The sequence below is a fragment of the Cupriavidus sp. P-10 genome (assembly GCF_003402535.2).
Classification (GTDB): Bacteria; Pseudomonadota; Gammaproteobacteria; order Burkholderiales; family Burkholderiaceae; genus Cupriavidus.
The window spans coordinates 1,485,281-1,504,575 of sequence record NZ_AP025172.1; the positions used below are offsets into that span (position 1 = coordinate 1,485,281).

A 19,295-nucleotide genomic window follows, 5' to 3' on the forward strand; every position below is an offset into this window, starting at 1 on the left:
GCCTGCATAGACATGGATTCGCCTCTTACGGCGCGGGATGTCTTACTCGTCCCGCACCGCGATGCTTTCCAACGACGCCAACAACTCTCCCGCCTGCCGCGCATCCACGGTGTCTACCCCCTCCGTGAAGGCTGCCCTCATCTCCAGGAGTATTTGCCGCGCAGCCACATCCTTGCCTTGGCGTAGCCATAGCCGCGCGAGGCTCAACACGCATTGCAACTCGATTGACCTGGCTTCGTGGCGACGTGCGAGCGCAATGGCCTTCCGGAACCGCGCCTCGGCATCCTCCTCTACGGCTGGCGCGGCTGGAGTGGCCGCATTCTGGCCAGACAACTGCAGCATCAATTCGCCTTGCAGGCGAATCAGCGTCGCTTCATCGAAGCGCTCTTCCGTCTTGCCCACTAGCGCCAGCGCGTCATCCAGGACGCGAAGCGCAGTTTCAGGTTGCCCTGCCCCGCCATAGGCATCGGCAAGTAATCCCAGGAGGGAGGGTCGTCCCAATGCGGCACCGGTCGCTTCATGCGCGCCAAGACCTTGGTTGATAAGTGCGATGCCCTCCGCGTGGCTGCCTTGCCGGGCCAGGGCCCAACCCCGCAGGATCGTTGCCCATGCCACGTACATTGAGAACCCCTGCTCGCTCGATAGTTGGAGCGCAGCATTTGCGAACCCCAGCGTCTCTTCGGGCTCGCCGCGGCGCTGATACAGTTCAGCCGCATAGATCAGGGCGAGCGCAAGGCCGAACGGGTCGGACGCATTCCTTGCCATCTCCAGTGCCTCTCCGCTTCGGGACAGAGACTGATCCGGCAAGCCGAGATACCAGAGCATCCAACTCAGGCTGCTACGCATATGGAGCGCGGGATTGCGCACATAGCGCATTAGATGCCCGTAAGACTGTCGATCAGGGCGATGCAATGACAGCGCCTGCTCCATGTGACTGCGGGCCAGGCGGATCTTGCCCAGGCGGAAGACTGTGGTGCCAAGCACCCGGTGCGCCTCCGCAAGCTGTTCCGGATCCTGCGCATCCTGCGCAAGACCGAGCAGCCGCTCGGCCAGCCTCTGCGCCGTCTCGAGTTCGGAGCGCAACAGATAGAACGACCACAAGCCGAGCTGTGCAGAGAAGAGCTGCGAGGTTTCCCCGCCTTGCTCGCTGAGTACTAGGGCCCGGGTGTAGTTCGCTTGCACCTCCGGTGAACCATAGCCTCGCACGGCCATCCAGGCCGGACCGAGGGTCAGCCGCAACGTGAGTTCCTCGCGACTGCGTTCGGGGGTATCAGGCTGGCTTTTCAGGAGATCGAGGGCTGCGCTGAGATGTGTAATCGCCTCGGACTGGGCGGAACGCTGCAGCGCTTGCTTTCCGGCCAGCCGCAGGTACTCGACCGCCTTCGGCACATTACCGCTCTGACTGTAGTGGTGCGCCAGCTCGCTGCAATATTCGCTCAGCCTGTCGGGGAACAGCGCCTCAATGGCCTGGGCGGTACGCTCATGCAGAAAGCTTCGCTGTTCCGAGAGCAAGGAGTTGCTCGCTACCTCCTGGGTCAGCGCATGCTTGAACGCGTACTCCACCTCGGGAAAGGTGGGGCGCTCATAGATAAAATCACCGATCTGCAGGTCGGCCAGCAGCGGGTGAAGCGATGCTTCGGACTGGCCCGTGACATGCCGGATCAGACTGGACGGGAACTCCGCGCCAATGACCGCCAGCGTCTGCAGCAGTTCTTTCTGTGGCAGCGGCAGCCGGTCGATACGCGCCGCCAACACGCCTTGCACGGTCGTCGGAATATGGAGTGCCAACGGCGCCCTCTCGACCCTGTAGTTTCCGGGCTGGCCGAGCAGCGCGTTTTCCTCTGCCAGGGTATGGACGACTTCCTCCATGAAGAACGGGTTCCCCTCGGTCTTTGACAGGATCAGCTGCTTCAGTGACGCAAGGGACGGGTCTGCGCCCAGCAGCGCAGTCAGCAAGCCCTGCGCTTCTGTCTGGCCCAGCGGTTCCAGATGCAACTGCGTGTAGAAGGTGTGTTGAGCCCAGTCATGTTGGTACTCAGGGCGGTAGTTGACCAGCAGCAAGATTTTGGCGCGCGGCACCTCGGCGATGAGCACATTCAGGAAAGCTTCCGTCTCGCTATCCAGCCATTGGAGATCCTCGAACAGGACCATGAGCGGCTGGTTCTGGCTCTCGCGCACCAGCAGGCGCGCGATCGCCTCGAAGGTGCGCTGACGCCGGATGGCCGGATCCATCGTCGGCAATGCCGAGCCCGGCTCAACGATACCGAGCAGGTAGAGCAAGTAAGGCAGTTGATCCTCCAGGGCGCGGTCCAGAATCAGGAGTCGGCCAGTGGCCTTCTCGCGATAGCGGCGCTCGTCATCCTGCGCCGTAATCTGGAAATAGTTGCGCAGCAGGTCGATCAGCGGCAAGTAAGGAAATGCCTTGCCATGCGACACCGAGAAGGTCTCGAGCACCATGCAGCCTTGCTGCGCGCGCGCCTTGAATTCATGGAACAGGCGCGACTTGCCCACGCCCGCCTCGCCCACCACGCCGGCGATCTGCCCCTGCCCCGCCCGGGCCAGTTCAAGCGCCTCGCCCAGGCGCTTCAGTTCGGCCTCGCGACCGACAAACCGCGCCAGGCCACGTTGCGCCCCTACCTGCAGGCGCGTGCGCAAGGCGCCCAGGCCAAGCACCTCGTACACGGCCAGCGGCTCGCGCAGGCCCTTGATCTGTGTACGCCCCAAGGCCTTGAATTCGAAATACCCCTCGGCCAGTTTGTGGGTCGATTCGCTGACGAGGATCGATGACGGGGTCGCGACCCCTTCCATCCGCGCGGCGATATGGATCGTGTGGCCGACGGGGTCATAGTCGGTGCGCAAGTCATCCTTGCGGATCGAGCGCACCACCACTTCGCCGGTATGGACGCCAACCCGGATCTGTAGCGGGATGCCCTGCTCCAGCCGCACCTTGTCGCTATGGCCGCGCATGGCCTGCTGCATGCGCAGCGCCGCAAACAGCGCCCGCAGCGCATGGTCCTCGTGGGCGATCGGTGCGCCGAACAACGCGAGGATTCCGTCGCCGAGGGATTTGGCGACGTATCCCTCGTAGTGATGCACGGCTTCCATCATCAGCACCACGACCGGATCGATCAGGCTGCGGGCTTCTTCCGGGTCCAGATCCTGGATCAATGCCGTCGAGCCGGCCATGTCCGCGAACAGGGCGGTGATAGTCTTGCGCTCGCCGCCAGCCTCCCCGCCCTTCGCCTCCATGGCGGCCTGCTCGGCGCGGATCCGTTCGGCCAGATGCGGCGGTGTGTAGAGAATCGGGGCCGGCAAAGGCGACACCGGGGGCGACAGGCGCGGCGAGGCTGCCGCCGTGTCCCCCAGCAGCGCGCCGCATGCGCCGCAGAATTTTTCAATGGGACTGGATGCGTGGCCGCATTGCGGGCAGATTAGCGCAAGCCTTTGCCCGCACTCCTGGCAGAACTTGGCTGCCGAGGGGTTCTCGAACTGGCAATTTGTGCAGCGCATCTCGTCTCCCAACTGCCTGTGCCTGCCACGCAGCCATTACAGGCGCATTCCCGGCGGTTGGCAAGGCGGCGCTACGCACGAAGCTGCCCTCTAAGGAGGTTAGAGCTGATTGGGGCGAATACGACACCCATGGTGGACAAAGCCCACTGAATTGGCCATACCTCGACAAAGCGTCCAGTCCTATTCGCAAACAGCGGTTCGCCGTAGCCCGCGTTAGCCCCATTAACGGGCGTGGCGATCGAAGTGAAGGCCGCGTCGTGCCGAAACCGCACACGGCCAGCTATGCCTGCGCCAGATTCCCGGCCATTGCCAGCTGCCAGCTCGGCGGGGCGCCAATGCTGGCAGTCAGGTGGGTGCAGAACGCCTTGACCTTGGCGCTCGCACGCTGCGTGGCACGCAGCAGGTAGATGCCGCCGGGCGCCTGCGGCAGCAGGCCATCGAGCGTCAGTTCCACCAGCCGGCCCGCACCGATGTCTGGCCCGACCGACCAGTCTGGCATCAGCGCGATGCCAAGTCCCTGCAGCACCGACAGGCGCCGCGCGTCGCAGTCATCGCACTCCAGTGCGAACGTCGCGCCGGCCGCATGTGCGGGAGTCAGCAATTCGCGCCACCCGCGCATGCTGTTGCTGTGGCCGCGGTCGATCAGGCGGTGCCGTCCGATCTCGTCGGCATGGTGCGGCCGCCCGTACTGGGCAAGGTAAGCCGGCGTCGCGCAGATGATGTAGCGCTGATTCGATATGCAGCGCGCCACCAGCGAGCTGTCAGCCTGCTGGCCGACGCGTATCACCACATCGAAGCGTTCCACCACCGGATCCACCACCCTCTCGGTCAGCGCAAGCTCAATGGTCAGCCGGGGGTATTGCGCATAGAGCGCGCCGAGGTGCGGCACGACGTGGCGCCGGCCGAAGGCGGGCAGGCACGCTACCCTGACCAGGCCGCTGACGCCCTGCTCCAGCGCGGTGACGGCGTCGCGCGTATCGCTGAGTTCATGCAGGATGCGCGTGGCTCGCGCGAACAACAGTTCTCCGGCATCGGTGCGCACCAGCGCACGGGTCGAACGCGTGAACAGCGGCACGCCAAGCTCGCGCTCCAGGGTATCGATCTGCCGCGCCACCGACGACGCGACCAGGCCACGCTGTCGCGCAACCGCCGAGAAACTGCCGGATTGCGCCACTTCGACAAAGATGGACAGGTTTTCGGCGAATCGGCTGAATTCCATTTTTGCAATCTCCGCAAAGGCGTTACGCAGACGAGCAGCTTCACAGGTAGATGCCGGCGAGTCTAACATCCACCTGAACCAATGCAACCGGCCAGCTTGGCAAAAAAAGCAAAAATAGTGATGGCCGGCACCCATGACCAACAACGGAGCGAACCCGATGGAGACAACCCCGGCAAAGACGCCAGTGCGCCCTGCCCTGTGCCGCCGTGCGGCGGCGGCGATGGTGACGGCTGGCGCCGTGATGCTTGTGGCGACCGGCACGCATGCCGAGACATGGCCTGCAAAGCCGGTCACGCTGATCGTGCCATATGCTGCCGGCGGCACCGTGGACAAGGTTGCGCGCCAGATTCAGGACGGCTTGCGCAAGCGGCTGGCGCAACCGGTAATGATCGACAACCGCGCCGGCGCGGGCGGCACCATTGGCACCGCGCAAATCGCGCGCAGCACCGCGGACGGCTACACCATCGGCATGGTGTTCGACGCGTTCGCCACCGAGTCGTACATCTATCCCAAGCTGCCATACAGTTCGCAAAAGGACCTGACCGGCGTCTCGTACATGGTCCGCTCACCGATGGTGCTGGTGGTTCCCGCGAGCTCGCAATACAAGACGCTGCAGGACTATGTCGCGGCAGCAAAGAAGCCGGACACCGTGTCCTACGCCTCGGTCGGTGCCGGCAGCTCTAACCAGCTGGTGGCCGAGCTGTTCCACGAAGCAGCGGGGACCAGCGGCACCCATACCCCATACAAGGGTGGCGGCCCCGCCATCAATGACCTGCTGGGAGGCCATGTCGACTCGATGATCGCCAGCCTGCCGCTGGTGATGCCCTACATCGCGGCCGGCAAGCTGCGCGCACTGGCAGTGACCGCGCGGCAACGCGATGCGCGCCTGTCAGGCGTGCCCGCCGTGGCCGAGGTCTACAAGGGGTTCGAGGCCTATTCGTGGGTCGCGATGATCGCGCCGTCCCGCACGCCGCCCAATGTGGTCGGCAAACTGGCGGCGGAGGTCAACGCCACGCTGCGCGACCCGGCCATCGCCAAAGTGCTGCGCGAGGGTGGCTTCGAAATCATCGCCGGGGACGGGGCCCAGGCCAACAAGCTGATCCAGGAAGAATCCGTGCGCTGGGGCCGGCTGATCAAGGCGCGTCACATTGCCACGGAATAGGTGCCAGACAACATGCGAACCTTTATCCATCAGACCCATCCGCAACGCGTCGTTTTCCGTGCCGGCGCGCTGGCCTCGCTTGGCGACGAGGCCGATGCCATCGGCGCACGCAGACTGCTGGTCCTGTGCACACCGGCGCAACGCAATCTAGCCGATCGCGCCGCGGCGGTGCTTGGCGCACGCTGCGCCGGCGTCTTCGACGGGGCGGTGATGCATGTACCGATGGAACAGGCGCGGCTGGCGCGCTCGTGCGCCGCCGAACTCGGCGCCGATGGCGTCGTGGCGATCGGGGGCGGCTCGACCATAGGCCTCGGCAAGGCGATCGCGCTGGAATCGGATCTGCCAATCATTGCAGTGCCTACCACCTACGCCGGATCGGAAATGACGCCGATCTACGGCATGACCGAAGGCGGGCTCAAGCGTACGGGCCGCGATCCGCGCGTGCTACCTCGCTCCGTGGTCTACGATCCCGACCTGTCGATGGCGCTGCCCGTGACGGTCAGTATCACGAGTGGCATCAATGCTATCGCACATGCCGCCGAAGGGTTGTATGCCGGCGACCGTACCCCGGTCAGCGACTGGATGTGTCGCGAGGGCATTGCGGCGCTAGGCCGGGCGCTGCCCATTATTGCCGGGCCGGACAGCGTGCACGTCGCGCTGGCGCGTGCCGACGCGCTTTACGGCGCGTGGCTGTGCGGCGCGGTGCTGGGAAGCGTTGCCGTGGGGCTGCACCACAAGCTGTGCCACACCCTCGGCGGCAGCTTCAACCTGCCCCATGCCGAAGTGCACACCATCGTGCTGCCGCACGCGCTCGGCTACAACGCGCCGGCGGCGGCCGAAGCCGTGGCAGCCATCGCGGCAGCACTCGGACGAGAGGATGCCAGCGGTCCGCAGGCGGTGTTCGATCTGGCGGCCATGCTTGGCGCGCCTGTAGCACTGCGCGACATCGGCATGCGCGAGCAGGACCTGGACAGGGCGTGCGAGCTTGCCATGCAGCAGCAGTATCCGAACCCCCGTGCGCTCGATGCTACGGGCATACGGGCATTGTTGGACGATGCGTTTCATGGCCGGCGACCGCGGTGACAAGCCACCTGGCCCTGCAGACGGCGCGGTGGCTCGAGGCACGAATCTTGCGCAGCCTTAGTACCTTACGACGATACAAAGGAGACCTGAACATGATGAGCGATTCCGACTTCCGCCAACGCGTCAGGGAAACTCTTGTAGCCGGCGTCCCGGTCGATGTGCGCAGAGCCTGGAGCGAAGCACAACTGAGAACCTGGTGGGCGACCGTCTCTAGCCAGGATAGCGCGCTGGGCGCTTACCTCCCGAAGGATGACTCACCACCAATCGAGTGCGTCATAGAAATCTGTGAAGATTTGGTGGGCCCACAAGCAGAGCAGACGTCCTGAGTATCCTGGGGAAAAGCGGCGGAATGGGCGCGTGTCGAGTGATTTTTACAACGATTGGGCAAGGCACGAGATTCCTGATGCCGGCGTGCACTGAATCCTGCGGACGAGTCCGTCTGTGGACTCCCCACCCGCAGGCGTTTTGCTGTGACAGCCTGCATGTGGGGTCGCGATCCTCAATTGTGTCAATTTCGCCATAATCCGTGGTGACCTCAACGCGGGGTGATTTTCATTTTGGGTCTCTGGCGGACGCGATTTGCCGGAATCCTGGGTGCCCTGCCATTGGACCTCAAGGTTTTTAACGCTCCCCTGCCGCCCGTTGATCCCAAAGCGGAGAACGCGTCTAATCATCCAGACACATAGACCTGAAGTGATGAGGTGCGACTGCCGCGGCAAGGGCAGTCCGCGACTCGGCCAAAGGAGCAGATTGCGATGTCAGGCGACCTGGTGATTCGGAACATGACACGCGCCGAGCTGGATCGACTAATCGGCTGGGCGGCAACCGAGGGGTGGAACCCCGGCCTTCACGACGCGGCGCTATTCTGGGCCACGGACCCGGATGCTTTCATCGCAGCCGAGCTGGACGGGGAGTTGATCGGCGCCGGCGCGATCACGTCCTACGGCGGAGCGTTCGGCTTTATGGGTTTCTTTATCGTACGCCCGGCATTTCGCGGCCGGGGACTGGGCAACGCGCTGTGGCATGCGCGCCGGGACCGGCTGATTGCCCGGCTGCGGCCCGGAGCAAGCATTGGGCTGGATGGCGTTTTCGCGATGCAGGATTACTACGCCAGGGGTGGCTTCGTTTTCTCCCATCGCAATCTGCGCTTTCGTGCCGAGGTACCGGATAGCCCGCCCCACTCGCCCCACTGGCCCCACTCGCCGGACTCGCCGGACCCGTCGCGCTCGGATGACGTGATTGTCCCGCTGGATGAGGTGCCCTTCGACGACGTGCTGGCCTACGACCGCACGTGCTTTCCCGCCGCGCGCGAGGCCTTCCTGCGCGGATGGATCCGGCAGGAGGAAGGGCTTGCGCTGGGGTGTCTGCGGCAGGGCCGGCTGGGCGGATTCGGCGTGGTGCGCCGGTGCGGGGATGGCTGCAAGATCGGGCCGCTGTTTGCCGACGACGCCGATGCGGCCGAAGCGCTCTACGCACACCTGGCCGCCTTTGCGGCGGGTGGCCCGGTGTTCCTCGATGTCCCGGAAAACCACCCCGCGGCCATGGCGCTGGCCCATCGGCACGGCATGACGGAAGTCTTCGGCTGCGCGCGCATGTATCTCGGGCCTGCGCCAGGCCTGGTGCACAAGCGCATCTTCGGCATTACGACCTTCGAGCTGGGATGATGCAGGCGCGCGACCTCGCCGGCTACGGCAGCTCCCCGCCCGATCCACGCTGGCCCGGCGGCGCGCGCGTGGCGGTGCAGTTTGTGCTGAACATCGAGGAAGGCGCGGAATCGTGCATCCTCAACGGCGATGTGCGCTCCGAAGCGTACCTGCACGAACTGCCCGGACGGCCGCCGCGTGAGGCCGAGCGCGACTGGAGCGTCGAAAGCATGTACGAATATGGAGCGCGTACCGGCGTCTGGCGGCTGCTGGACCTGTTCGCCGAGCGCGGCCTGCCGCTGACCGCGTTCGCAGCCGGTCGCGCGCTGGAGCTAAATCCGCGGATCGGACAGGCACTGAGTGCCGCAGGACACGAGGTTGCGGGGCATGGCTATCGCTGGATCGATTATCGGGACGTCCCGGAAGATGAGGAGCGGCGCCATATCCACCTGACAATCGCGGCAATCGAACGCACCTGCGGCAGGCGGCCGGTAGGCTGGTACACCGGGCGGGTCAGCGCCAACACCCGGCGCCTGGTCCATGAGGCAGGCGGGTTCCTTTACAGCTCGGATACCTACAACGATGACCTGCCGTACTGGCTCTGCAGCTCCCCGCCGCTGCTGGCAATCCCATATACGCTGATCAACAACGACGCACGCTATCTATTGTCCGACGGCTTTGCCTCGGGGGAAGATTTCTACCGCACGCTGCGGGACGCATTTGACCAGTTGTGGCACGAGGGTGCGCGCGCGCCGAAGATGATGAGCGTCGGACTGCATCCCCGCATCAGCGGCCATCCGGCGCGCGCCATGGCCCTGGCACGGTTCCTTGACGACGTACGCGGCCATGACGCCGTGTGGATCTGCCGCCGGGAGGACATCGCCAGGCACTGGCTGACCGAGCATCCGGCGTAGCTGCCTTTTGCGTCGGTCATTTCATCACCGTGAAACTGTGGCACCAACAGGCGCGCTATGATGACCCCCTGTCATCTCACCGGCGTTGCAACCGGCCCCACCACATGGGGATTCGCCATTTGTCGAACGACGCCCGCGCTCCCCGCCAGCCAAGGCACACCATCATGGATCTCGAACTTCGCAATCAACGCGTGCTCATCACCGGCGGCAGCCGTGGCATCGGCCTGGCTTGCGCGGCCGGCTTTCTGCGTGAGGGCGCGCGCGTGGCCATCGTTTCGCGCAGCGCCGAAAACCTGGCGCAGGCCTGCGCCAGGCTGGCCGAAGGCCAGGGCGAATTTGCCAGGGACGTGGTCGCGGTATCCGCGGATCTGACCCATATCGCCGAAGCCGCACGCGCGGTGGAAGAAGCGGTGGCAGGACTTGGCGGCATCGACATTTTGGTGACCTCCGCCGGCGCGGCCAAGCGCCGGCCGCCTGACGAGCTGACCCCGCAGCTGTGGCAGGAAGCCATGGCCGCCAAGTACTTCAGCTACATCAATGTGATTGACCCGGTGGTCAAGCGCATGGCGCAGCAAGGGCGTGGCGCCATCGTCAACATCGTGGGCATGGGTGGCAAGATGGCCAACCCCGCCCACCTGGCGGGTGGCGCAGCTAACGCTGCACTGATGCTGGCCAGCGCCGGACTGGCCAATGCCTATGGCAAGCAGGGTGTGCGCGTGAACGCTGTCAATCCGTCGGCTACGCATACCGAACGCCTGCAGCAAGGCATGGAAGTGGATGCGCGTATCGGCGGCATGACAGTGGAACAGGCGCTGGCGCGCGCCAACGCGCGCACCGGCCTGGGCCGCCTGGCCACGCCGGAAGAGGTGGCGGACGCCGTGCTGTTCCTGTCCTCGCCACGCGCCAGCTATATCTCGGGCTCCATCCTGTCGATCGATGGTGCTACCACGCCGATGGTAGTCTGAGGCTGCCAGCCAATATTGCCCGTTACGAGCATGATCTGCTCGAATATGCCACCCGGTTGCTGGCGCCCGTCGCGGGAGGCCGGCTGATCGGCACTGCGCAAGACAAGGCCAGCGTGCTCTCCTTCGTGCTCGAGGGCTATGAGACGGAAGAAGTCGGCCGCGCGCTCAATGAGGAGGGCACTGCCGTGCGCTCGGGCCATCACTGCGCCCAGCCCATTCTGCGCCGCTTCGGCGTCGAGGCCACGGTCCGTCCGTCGCTGGCTTTCTACAATACGACCGAGGAAGTGGACCGTTTCATTTCGGTGATCCGCCGTCTCGCGGGCCGGCGCTAACTGGCGCTGCCGTCGGGTCACCATCCTCGCCCGCCGGGCTTGCCGGCGGGAATTTTTCCTCCATGAGCAATCTCCACCGGCAAACCGTACTCTCAGTTCACCACTGGACAGACCTCCCCTCTACGTCAGCTCTCGCTCACGCCCGCATCGAGAATGCGCTTGTAGAAGCCCAGTTCATTGATGATGGCCTTTCCAGTGTTGGCCCTGAGCAAAGCCATCTGCTGCTGCGCCCGCGCTTTATCCCCCCGCTTCGCCGCCACATAGCCCAGCAGCATCCATGGATAACCGGCGCTTGGTTCAATCTGTGTGGACCAGGTTGGCGCATGCTCGTTCAAATAGGCATAACCAACGTCATACCGGCTTTGCGTTGCCGTGGTATCCGCGGACAGCGGAACGTCATACAACTGCGGAAAAACCTGGGTGACAGTGCCGGGATAGAAGCTCGGACTGACGGTCTGTTCAACATCGGCGGCATAGAAATTTGTACCGTTGGACAACTGTTGCATGCCGGCCGAGACCGAGGCGGCCACTTGTTTGTAGTAACCGGAATCCCCATCGCCAATCGAGTCTAGCGCACGGGCAAAGTCAACCAGGCCGCGGTAGTTCTCGGTATTGTCTTCGGTGTATGCGATGTCCGACTGCTTGAAGACCGGACAATAGCTTGGATCGGTGGGTGGTGCGTAGTCCTGCCGGAATACCGGAATCAACCCGTTCGGTTTTTGCACCGCCGCGAGGTTTGAGTAAGCAATGGACTTGAGGATCGGCAGGTTATCGCGGAACCATGCGACATCACCCGTGACCTTAAGATATTCGGACGCCAGCGAAAGGAAGCTTGAGGCATACGAATCATTAGAGTCCGCCGGACACGCAATTGGCAAATTGGTATCACCGCCAAATTTTACGTCATTGATGGTGTAGTTCGACCTGTCTACGTTCCGGATGTAGACGTTCATATAATCCCGAACCTCGCTGGGTCGTTCCTTGATGAACGGGAACAATCCAATGCTCGCGAAATACCAGTTCAGGGAGTTGCTGCCGACGCCAACCTGATAAGCGCCGGCGAATGGGCCGGTAGCAATCCTCAGCGCATCCAGGTGGGCGAGGATATTAAATCCTACCGTCGAGGTATTCTGCGAGGAAACGGTTCGATTCGTTGAATTATTACCGGACAACGCAGAGGATGAATCCTCCCCGCCACCGCCACAAGCAGCCAACGTCACCGGGAGGGCTGTCATCAATATCAGATTTTTGAAAGAGAAGCACTCACGGAAACATTTGGTTTCTTTTACATTCATACTACATTTCATTTAATAGGAACGATAATGTCCCTTCCGCCCGGAGGGCAGATTTTTTTGAAAGGCTGGGGTTGCCGGACTGGTTTGACCGCGGTAGCGGTCTCGCGTCGCGCGTAATAACGCGCTAGCGGAAAGTGAAAAAAGCGCTACTTCGAGGCGAATTCGTCACAGAGTGCTGAAACTACCTCTTGACGACTCGAATGGGTCGTAATTTGCAAGCGAGACGGAATGATAACCGATTGCGTCGGTCTCAGGTCAGAGCACCAGCTCGCTGGTCTACGGCTACATCGCTACGCACTTCCCCACTTCCTGCCGGGGCTCGGCGCGCGGGGCTTCGCAGGCGCTCGTCCGGTTCGGCTCGGTCCTTGGTCCGCTGATCGGCGGGTGGATCGTCGGCTCGAACCTGGGGATGCATTGGAATTTCTATGCGTTCATTATCCCGGCGGTGATGGCGGCCGTGTTCGTGCCGCTGATCCCGAAGACCCGTTAAGTACGGAACGGGGCCCCGACCCGGCACACTAAGCCTCGCTGCCGACATCGCGCAGCAGCACCATCAGCTCCACCGCGGCAGCCTTCAGTTCCGGCACGATGCGGGCCCGAATCGCGTCGACGTCCGGGCGCAGCTCGACCGCCCCACAGTTCAGTGCCATCAGCCTGTCCGCGCGCCCCACTCTGAGCGGCAGCGCGATGCCATAGGCATTGCGCTGGTATTCGCCGAACGACATGCACACGCCGCTCGTGCGCAGGTCCTCGAACGCCGCCTCAATGTTCTTCTGCACCTCTTCGGCCTGCGGCCCCGCGGCCTCAACCACGGAGCCAATGTAGCGGTCCCGTGTGTCCTCGGGCAAACCCCACAGCCACGCCCGTCCGATCGCCGTCAGGCCCATCGGCAGCAGCGATCCTACGCCCAGCCGCAGCGTGGCGATGCGCACGCTGGTGCGATACGCGACATAGAGCATGTCGAGCTGGTCGGGCACCGCCAGCGCCACCGAAACGTTGAGCCGGTCGGCCAGTTGCTGCAGGAACGGATGGGCCAGCCGCGTGACCGCGCTGGTTTCCAGGTAGGCGTGGCCAATGCCGAGCGGGCCGCTGGCCAGCTCGAATTGCCGCCCCCCCGCCACGCGGCGCAGGAAGCCCGTGCTGACGAGCGTCATGGTCAGGCGCGACACCGTGGATTTGGACAGTCCCGTGCGGCGCACCAGTTCGCCGTTGGTCAGGGGCACGCGCTCCGCGCGAAAGGCACGCAGTACCTGAAGGCCACGCTCCAGCGTCATGGTGACGGGTGAGGAAGGGATCATTGCGACTCCGTACAGCTTGCAGAAAGGGCAGCAGACGCTAGCGGATCGCCCCCGCGTCGCGCAGCGCCGCGAGCTCCTGCGCGGAGAACCCCCAATCGCCCAGCACCTCGTCGGTGTGCTGTCCGCGGCGGGCCGGTGGCCGCTGGATGCTTCCCGGCGTGCGGCTGAAGCGTGGCGCCGGCGCGGGCTGCACCACGCCATCGATTTCGACAAAGGTCTTGCGCGCCTGCAGGTGGGTGCTGCCTGGCGCCTCCCCCATCGACAGGATGGGCGTGATGCAGGTCTCGGCACCGGCCGCCAACGCTGCCCACTCATCGCGGGTGCGCGTGCGGAACGCAGAGGCAAACTGCTCGCGCATCTCCGACCAGCCGGCGCGGTCGTGCTGGCCCGGCAGCTTGTCTACGTCGAGTCCGAGCAGCTTCACGGCATTGCGGTAGAAGCGCGTCTCATTGGCGCCAATACCGACATACTTGCCGTCCTTCGTCTCGTACACGTTGTACCAAGGCGCGCCCGAATCGAGCCGGTTGGTGCCTCGCTCGTCGGTCCAGTACCCCGCTGCCCGCAGCCCGTAGATCAGCGTCATCAGCGATGCAGATCCGTCGACCATCGCCGCATCGACCACCTGGCCCCGCCCCGACATTCGGCTCTCGAGGATGGCGCTGACCACGCCAAGCGCGAGGTAAAGCGAGCCGCCGCCGAAATCGCCCGCGAGATTGAGCGGGATGGACGGTGCCTCGCCGGCCTTGCCAACCGAATGCAGCACGCCCGTCAGCGCGATGTAGTTGATGTCATGCCCGGGCTCCTGCGCGAGCGGCCCGTCCTGCCCCCAGCCGGTCATGCGGCCATAGACCAGTCGCGGGTTGACCTTGTGGCAGTCGTCCGGACCGAGCCCGAGCCGTTCCGCCACGCCGGGACGGAAACCCTCGATCACGGCATCGGCCTGGCTGGCCAGGCGCAGCACCGCCGTGACTGCCTCCGGCTGCTTCAGGTCCATTGCGGCGCTGCGGCGGCCGCGATTGAGCAGGTCGAAGCGTGCCTCGACCGGCGCGCCGCCGTCGGACGGCGACGGACGGTCAATGCGGACGATGTCGGCGCCCAGGTCTGACAACAACATGCAGCAGAACGGGCCCGGGCCGATGCCGCCCAGTTCCACGATCCTGATGCCCGCGAGGGGCCCGGTGGGTTTTTGCGCCATGGCGTTGGTCTCCTGGGAATTCAATGGCCTGTTCCACCCATGATGAAGTGCGCGAAAGTCTTGTACGTACGCCCTCGAGTGGTCCTGACATCGCTACTCCGGCTTGTAGTTCATGTCAGTAAAGAGGTTCTTCCAGACGTTGGCCTCTTCAGCAAGTTGCTTCGCGAACGCCGATGGCGAAGACGCCACCATGCGCCCGCTCAGGCGCGACTCGACGCTGTTCCGGAATGCCTTGTCCGCTTGCAGCGTGCTGAAGTCGTGCGAAATGCGGTCCACCACTGCGGCCGGCGTTCCCTTCGGGACAAAGATGCCGGCCCACAGCAGCGGCAAGTAACCCTTGTAGCCCACCGCCTCGGCCAGTGTGGGCAACTCAGGGAAGCTGGCGTAACGCTCGGCGCTGATGGCAGCCAGCGGCTTGAGCTTGCCCGAGTCGATCTGCGACTTCATCGAGCTGGGCGTATTGACCAGGAACTGCGCATCGTTGCGCATGGCGGCCAGGTTCATGGTGCCGATGCTGTTGAAGTCCAGCGGCGTGTACTTCATGCCCAGCGACTTGTTGAGCAAGGCCATGGTCAGGTTGAAGACCGAAGTCTGGCCCGTTCCGGCGAAGAACAGCCCGTTGGGGCTGCCCTTGCTCAGGTCGATCAGCTCGCGCAGCGTCTTCGCCTTTGGGGCGGTTTCGGCATTCACCGCAATGACGAGCTGGTAGTTGATGACCTTGTACACCGGCACCAGGTCGGTCATCGGGTCGAACTTCAGGTTCTTGGTGGTGAACTTGGGCAGGATCGAACTTTGCGTGCCCAGCAGGAGCGTATGGCCATCCGTGGCATTGACCACATATTCCGTGCCGATGACGCCGCCCGCGCCCGGCTTGTTCTCGACGATCACCGGCTGCTTCCAGATGCCTTCGAGACGCTGCGCCAGGCTCCGGGCCAGGATATCGCCGGTGGAGCCCGCCGCGACCGCGATCACGATCCTCACGGGCCGGGTCGGCCATTCCGTGGCCGCGGCGGGCCTGGGCAGCGATAGCGCCGCGCAGGCGGCCAGGCCGGCGGCGCCCGCCAGCCGTAGCCAGCGCCGGCGGCCGGGCGCTGCTAGTCGTACTGTCATGTCTCTCTCCGTTCTATCTGTTTTGTCTTGCGCTGTGTCAGGCCTGGGTGAACACGGGTAGCGCCTGCCCGCCGCGTTCGATCATGTGCGCTTGCACGCGGTTGCCGATCTGCATCGACTCGGGCGGGCCTTCGATCTGCGTGAACAGGAAGTAGCCTTCGTCCATCTCGACAAAGCCGACCGTGTACGGCGCGATCGCGGCAAAGGCCGGCGTCGGCCCCCGCATCACCGTGCTGAACGAATACAGCTTGCCGCGGCCGGTGGAGACTTCCCAGGCGAGCTGGTCGGCGCTGCAGTGCGGACAGAAGGAATGGGCCGGCCAGACCGCCTGGCCGCATCCGCCGCAACGCTGGTATTTCAGCAGTCCCGCGCCGAGGCCCTCCCAGTAGGGCCTGGCATCGAGAAGCTGGTACGGCTGCGGCCAGCCGTCTTGCGTTTGGATCATCACATGCTCCGATGAGGTTCAGGTGGAGGAAGACAGCAACAGCACGCTGCCGGCGGCCAGCATGCCCCCGGCACCCTGCACCAGCACTGTCTTCGGCCGACGCGCGGGCGCCAGCCCAAGCGCTTCGCCGCGCAACTGGCGCATGGCCTCAACCATGCTGTCCATGTTGCAGGAGATGCCCGGCTGGCCGAACGACAGCCAGCCGCCGTTGGTGTCGGTGGGCAGGTCGCCGTCCACACCGGTGCGTCCTTCGCGGTACATGTCGATACCCCGGCCCTTCTTCGCGAAGCCCAGGTCTTCCATAACGATCGGTCCCATGTGCGCGAAGTTCACCGAGATCTGCGCCATGTCGATGTCGGCCGGCGACAGTCCGGACATGGCGTAGGCCTGGCTCGCCGCCGCGGCCGTCGCCGTATAGGTCAGGTTCGGCATCGGCCCGAGCTCCGGGAACTTGCACGAGCGCATGTTCATGCGATCGCCCAGGTACTCATGGGTCGTGGCTGACCCGTAGCCCATCAGGTAGACCGGGTTGCGCGCCGCCTTTGCCCGTTCCGGCGAGGTGATCACCAGCGCGCCCCCGGTGCCGCCGCCCCAGGTGGAGCACATCCATCGCCGTAGCGGCGTGGCCACATAGGGCGACGCAAGCACGGCTTCGCGGTCAATCTCGCCAAAGCGCGCCTTGGCAGCATGCGGGTGATGCACGCCCCAGCGCTGGTTGGCCACCGCGACCTCCGCGAGGTCGGCTTCGGTCAGGCCAAACTCATGGAGGTAGCGGCATGCGGCCTGGCCATACAGCGCCGGGATGATCGGGCCATACGGCACCTCGAACTGCGGATCGGCATCGGCCTCGGCGCCCATTGCCACGGCATCGACAAAGAGCTCGGTGGCGTCACTCTGCAGGCACAGTACGTACTCTGCATGGCCCGCGGCGATCATCTCCGAGGCCACCGCCAGCGTGGCAGTGAGCCCGGCGCCGTGCATGGTGATCTCGCTGGTGCGCTTCACCGGCATCTGCATGTGCGAGATGAAGATGTTGCTCCACTGCGAGCGCTTGTCCGCCCAGGGCGAGCGTCCCGTGTAGACGGCATCAACCTGGTCCTTGGTGATGCCCGCGTCCTGCAGCGCACGCCGCGTGGCTTCGGCGGCGAGCTGCAGCGGGTCCTTGCGGTTCGCCCGGGATGCGTAGGCGTCGCCCATCCCGATAATGGCCGCTACTGGCTTGGTCGACATGGCCGCCATTGCCTCAGGCCGCCTTCAGTTCGGGCAGCGACGACGCGATCAGCGCATCGAGGTCTTCGCGCTTGCGCAGCATCAGCAGGCTCCATTCGCCTTGCTGCAGCAGGTCGCCGTTCTGGTTGATCGCGCTGATGCGGAACTTGATCACGCCGTATTTGTCGTCCTTCTCCTTCTTGCCGATCACCTCGCACACCGCGTAGATGGTGTCGTTGATATACACCGGGCTGCGGAAGCGCATGTTGTCGATGCCGTAGTTCGCCTGGATGCCCAGGCCAAACTGGATCAGACCGGTGACGATCGAATAGGTCAGCGAACCCTGCACCAGGCGCTGGCCGAAGCGGGTCTTCGACGCGTAGTGCGTGTTGGAGTGGATCTCGATCCAGTTGCCGGTCAGTGCGCAGTAGTTAACCACGTCCGCTTCGGTGACAGTGCGCCCGCCCGAGCGGAACACCTGGCCCACCTGCAGCTCGTCAAAGGTCTGGTCGATGCGGTTGTTGATAATCCGCTTGGTCGTGTCAGTCATGTTGCTGGTTCCTTGATGAAGTTGCGCGATCAGCCCAGGCGCATGGACTTGGCGATGATGGTCTTCTGGATCTGCGAGGTACCACCGCCGATGGTGGACTGGACAGATTCGCGCAGGTAGCGCTCCATGTCGGCTTCCGGCAGGTTGGCGTAGCCGCCCAGCACCTGCATGCCGGTCAGCGCGCACTGCTTGAGCGTCTCGGATCCATACAGCTTGGCCATCGACACTTCACGGCTGCACGGCACGTCGGCGGCTGCCATTTGCGCGGCGCGGTAGCACAGCAGGCGCGCGGCATCCACCTCGGTCTGGCGGTCGGCCAGCATATGCTTGAGCACCTGGAAGTCCCACAACTGTTTGCCGAACTGGATACGCTCGTGGGCGTACTGCGTGGCCTTCGACACCGCCGTCTGCGCGTTGCCGACATAAGCAGCGGCCACCGCGCAGCGCTCAAGCTCCAGATGCTTGGTGATGATTTCCCAGCCTTGGCCTTCTTCGCCGAGGATCGCATCGGCCGGCACGCGCACTTCGTCCAGGAAGATCTCGGTGGTGCCGGTCGCGTGCCGCGACAGGGTCGGCAGCTTGTTGATCACCAGGCCGGGCGTGGTGTTCGGGATCAGCAGGACGGACAGGCCGCCGTGCTTGTTGTCGGCGTCCGTGCGCACCAGCATGGCAATGACCGTATCCCTGGCCGCAGCACCGCTGCACCACAGCTTCTGCCCGGAAACGATCCAGTCGCCGTTCTCGTCGCGGCGCGCGCGGGTCTTCGTGTTGGATGCATCGGAGCCGGCGTCGGGCTCGGAGATCGACACGGAGAAGCGGATCTTGCCCTCGATGAACGGCTTGATGTACTTGTCCTTCTGCGCGGCCGTGCCGTACTTGGCAATGTTCATCGCGGTGAAGGTCGGGACCAGCACCGCCGCAGCAAAGTCGAAGCCGAACTTGCCCAGGCCTTCGGCCATCAGGGTGTAATCGAAGATGTCGCCACCCGCACCGCCCTCTTCCTCGCTGAACAGCAGCCCGAGCCAACCCTGCTTGGCGATCTTGTCGTAGGCCTCGTAGGGATAGCCGCGGTTCTGGTCGCACTTGCGCACATACTCGACCGTGACTTCGTTATCCATGAATCGGTTCACGGTATCCAGCCACAAGGCCTGCGATTCGTCCAGGAAATTCGGTTGCACTGTATTGCCTCCATTGGTTTGCATTGGCATCTGCCTGCATGGCAGCGCGTTGCTGCGATACGTTGCTGCGATGCGTACTGGAAGCGTAGAGGTGTGCAGCCGGCAAGCCAACTGGCCTTTTCCGAAGCGGCGATTCGGTGAGATCGAAGTGAGGCGGAGGAGGCGCCCGGACGGGCAGGCGCGCAGT

The 19,295-nt window shown here is 64.3% G+C and carries 17 protein-coding genes and 1 pseudogene; 8 read left to right on the forward strand and 10 right to left on the reverse strand.

What is annotated here, in order from left to right; all coding sequences use genetic code 11:
• Window positions 1-42: 42 nt before the first annotated feature.
• Together CTP10_RS36855 and CTP10_RS36860 are read right to left on the reverse strand one after the other, a co-directional pair.
• Window positions 43-3,510 carry an adenylate/guanylate cyclase domain-containing protein gene (locus CTP10_RS36855; protein WP_116321593.1) on the reverse strand — a complete coding sequence of 1,156 codons (3,468 nt, stop codon included), beginning with the start codon at window positions 3,508-3,510 and terminating at the stop codon, window positions 43-45.
• 280 nt (window positions 3,511-3,790) lie between these two features.
• Window positions 3,791-4,729, reverse strand: a complete 939-nt coding sequence (locus tag CTP10_RS36860) for a LysR family transcriptional regulator (RefSeq protein WP_116321594.1) — start codon at window positions 4,727-4,729, stop codon at window positions 3,791-3,793.
• Window positions 4,730-4,886: 157 nt separating this feature from the next.
• Here CTP10_RS36860 and CTP10_RS36865 point away from each other — a divergent pair, with 157 nt between their 5' ends.
• The 7 genes and pseudogenes from CTP10_RS36865 to CTP10_RS36895 all read left to right on the forward strand — a co-directional run.
• Complete coding sequence (locus CTP10_RS36865; RefSeq protein ID WP_116321630.1) at window positions 4,887-5,891, forward strand: tripartite tricarboxylate transporter substrate binding protein; 1,005 nt, start codon at window positions 4,887-4,889, stop codon at window positions 5,889-5,891.
• A 12-nt stretch (window positions 5,892-5,903) separates the two neighbouring features.
• Complete coding sequence (locus CTP10_RS36870; protein ID WP_116321595.1) at window positions 5,904-6,974, forward strand: maleylacetate reductase; 1,071 nt, start codon at window positions 5,904-5,906, stop codon at window positions 6,972-6,974.
• A gap of 92 nt (window positions 6,975-7,066) precedes the next feature.
• A complete protein-coding gene (locus CTP10_RS36875; RefSeq protein ID WP_116321596.1) occupies window positions 7,067-7,300 on the forward strand; it encodes a hypothetical protein in 234 nt (77 codons plus the stop codon).
• A 429-nt stretch (window positions 7,301-7,729) separates the two neighbouring features.
• A complete protein-coding gene (locus tag CTP10_RS36880) occupies window positions 7,730-8,638 on the forward strand; it encodes a GNAT family N-acetyltransferase (RefSeq protein WP_116321597.1) in 909 nt (302 codons plus the stop codon).
• The gene (locus tag CTP10_RS36885) at window positions 8,638-9,531 is read left to right on the forward strand and encodes a polysaccharide deacetylase family protein (RefSeq protein ID WP_116321631.1); all 894 of its coding nucleotides are present in this window, start codon (window positions 8,638-8,640) and stop codon (window positions 9,529-9,531) included. Before CTP10_RS36880 ends, CTP10_RS36885 begins: the two co-directional genes overlap by 1 nt.
• Before the next feature lie 164 nt (window positions 9,532-9,695).
• On the forward strand, window positions 9,696-10,496 hold the full coding sequence (locus tag CTP10_RS36890) for an SDR family oxidoreductase (RefSeq protein ID WP_116321598.1): 801 nt from the start codon (window positions 9,696-9,698) through the stop codon (window positions 10,494-10,496).
• An 11-nt stretch (window positions 10,497-10,507) separates the two neighbouring features.
• Window positions 10,508-10,828 (forward strand): annotated as a pseudogene (locus tag CTP10_RS36895) (aminotransferase class V-fold PLP-dependent enzyme); the annotation flags it as partial.
• Between the two features lie 125 nt (window positions 10,829-10,953).
• On the opposite strand, the gene CTP10_RS36900 reads toward CTP10_RS36895, so the two are convergent.
• Window positions 10,954-12,123 carry a hypothetical protein gene (locus CTP10_RS36900; protein ID WP_116321599.1) on the reverse strand — a complete coding sequence of 390 codons (1,170 nt, stop codon included), beginning with the start codon at window positions 12,121-12,123 and terminating at the stop codon, window positions 10,954-10,956.
• Window positions 12,124-12,409: 286 nt separating this feature from the next.
• Here CTP10_RS36900 and CTP10_RS36905 point away from each other — a divergent pair, with 286 nt between their 5' ends.
• Window positions 12,410-12,613 (forward strand): MFS transporter, encoded by a 204-nt coding sequence (locus CTP10_RS36905; RefSeq protein ID WP_233528249.1) that lies wholly within the window; start codon window positions 12,410-12,412, stop codon window positions 12,611-12,613.
• A 28-nt stretch (window positions 12,614-12,641) separates the two neighbouring features.
• On the opposite strand, the gene CTP10_RS36910 is transcribed toward CTP10_RS36905, so the two are convergent.
• The 7 genes from CTP10_RS36910 to CTP10_RS36940 form a co-directional block, all read right to left on the reverse strand.
• Window positions 12,642-13,421, reverse strand: coding sequence for an IclR family transcriptional regulator (locus tag CTP10_RS36910; RefSeq protein ID WP_116321601.1), 780 nt, complete (start codon window positions 13,419-13,421; stop codon window positions 12,642-12,644).
• 37 nt (window positions 13,422-13,458) lie between these two features.
• Window positions 13,459-14,616, reverse strand: coding sequence for a CaiB/BaiF CoA transferase family protein (locus CTP10_RS36915; protein ID WP_116321602.1), 1,158 nt, complete (start codon window positions 14,614-14,616; stop codon window positions 13,459-13,461).
• A gap of 93 nt (window positions 14,617-14,709) precedes the next feature.
• On the reverse strand, window positions 14,710-15,726 hold the full coding sequence (locus CTP10_RS36920) for a Bug family tripartite tricarboxylate transporter substrate binding protein (protein WP_116321603.1): 1,017 nt from the start codon (window positions 15,724-15,726) through the stop codon (window positions 14,710-14,712).
• Window positions 15,727-15,763: 37 nt separating this feature from the next.
• Window positions 15,764-16,171, reverse strand: a complete 408-nt coding sequence (locus tag CTP10_RS36925) for a Zn-ribbon domain-containing OB-fold protein (protein WP_116321604.1) — start codon at window positions 16,169-16,171, stop codon at window positions 15,764-15,766.
• Window positions 16,172-16,189: 18 nt separating this feature from the next.
• Entirely contained in the window at window positions 16,190-17,401 is a 1,212-nt protein-coding gene (locus tag CTP10_RS36930; RefSeq protein WP_199414646.1) for a thiolase family protein, read from the reverse strand.
• A 13-nt stretch (window positions 17,402-17,414) separates the two neighbouring features.
• Window positions 17,415-17,930, reverse strand: coding sequence for a MaoC family dehydratase (locus CTP10_RS36935; protein ID WP_116321606.1), 516 nt, complete (start codon window positions 17,928-17,930; stop codon window positions 17,415-17,417).
• Between the two features lie 29 nt (window positions 17,931-17,959).
• The gene (locus tag CTP10_RS36940) at window positions 17,960-19,048 is read right to left on the reverse strand and encodes an acyl-CoA dehydrogenase family protein (protein WP_271816246.1); all 1,089 of its coding nucleotides are present in this window, start codon (window positions 19,046-19,048) and stop codon (window positions 17,960-17,962) included.
• Between the last annotated feature and the right edge of the window lie 247 nt (window positions 19,049-19,295).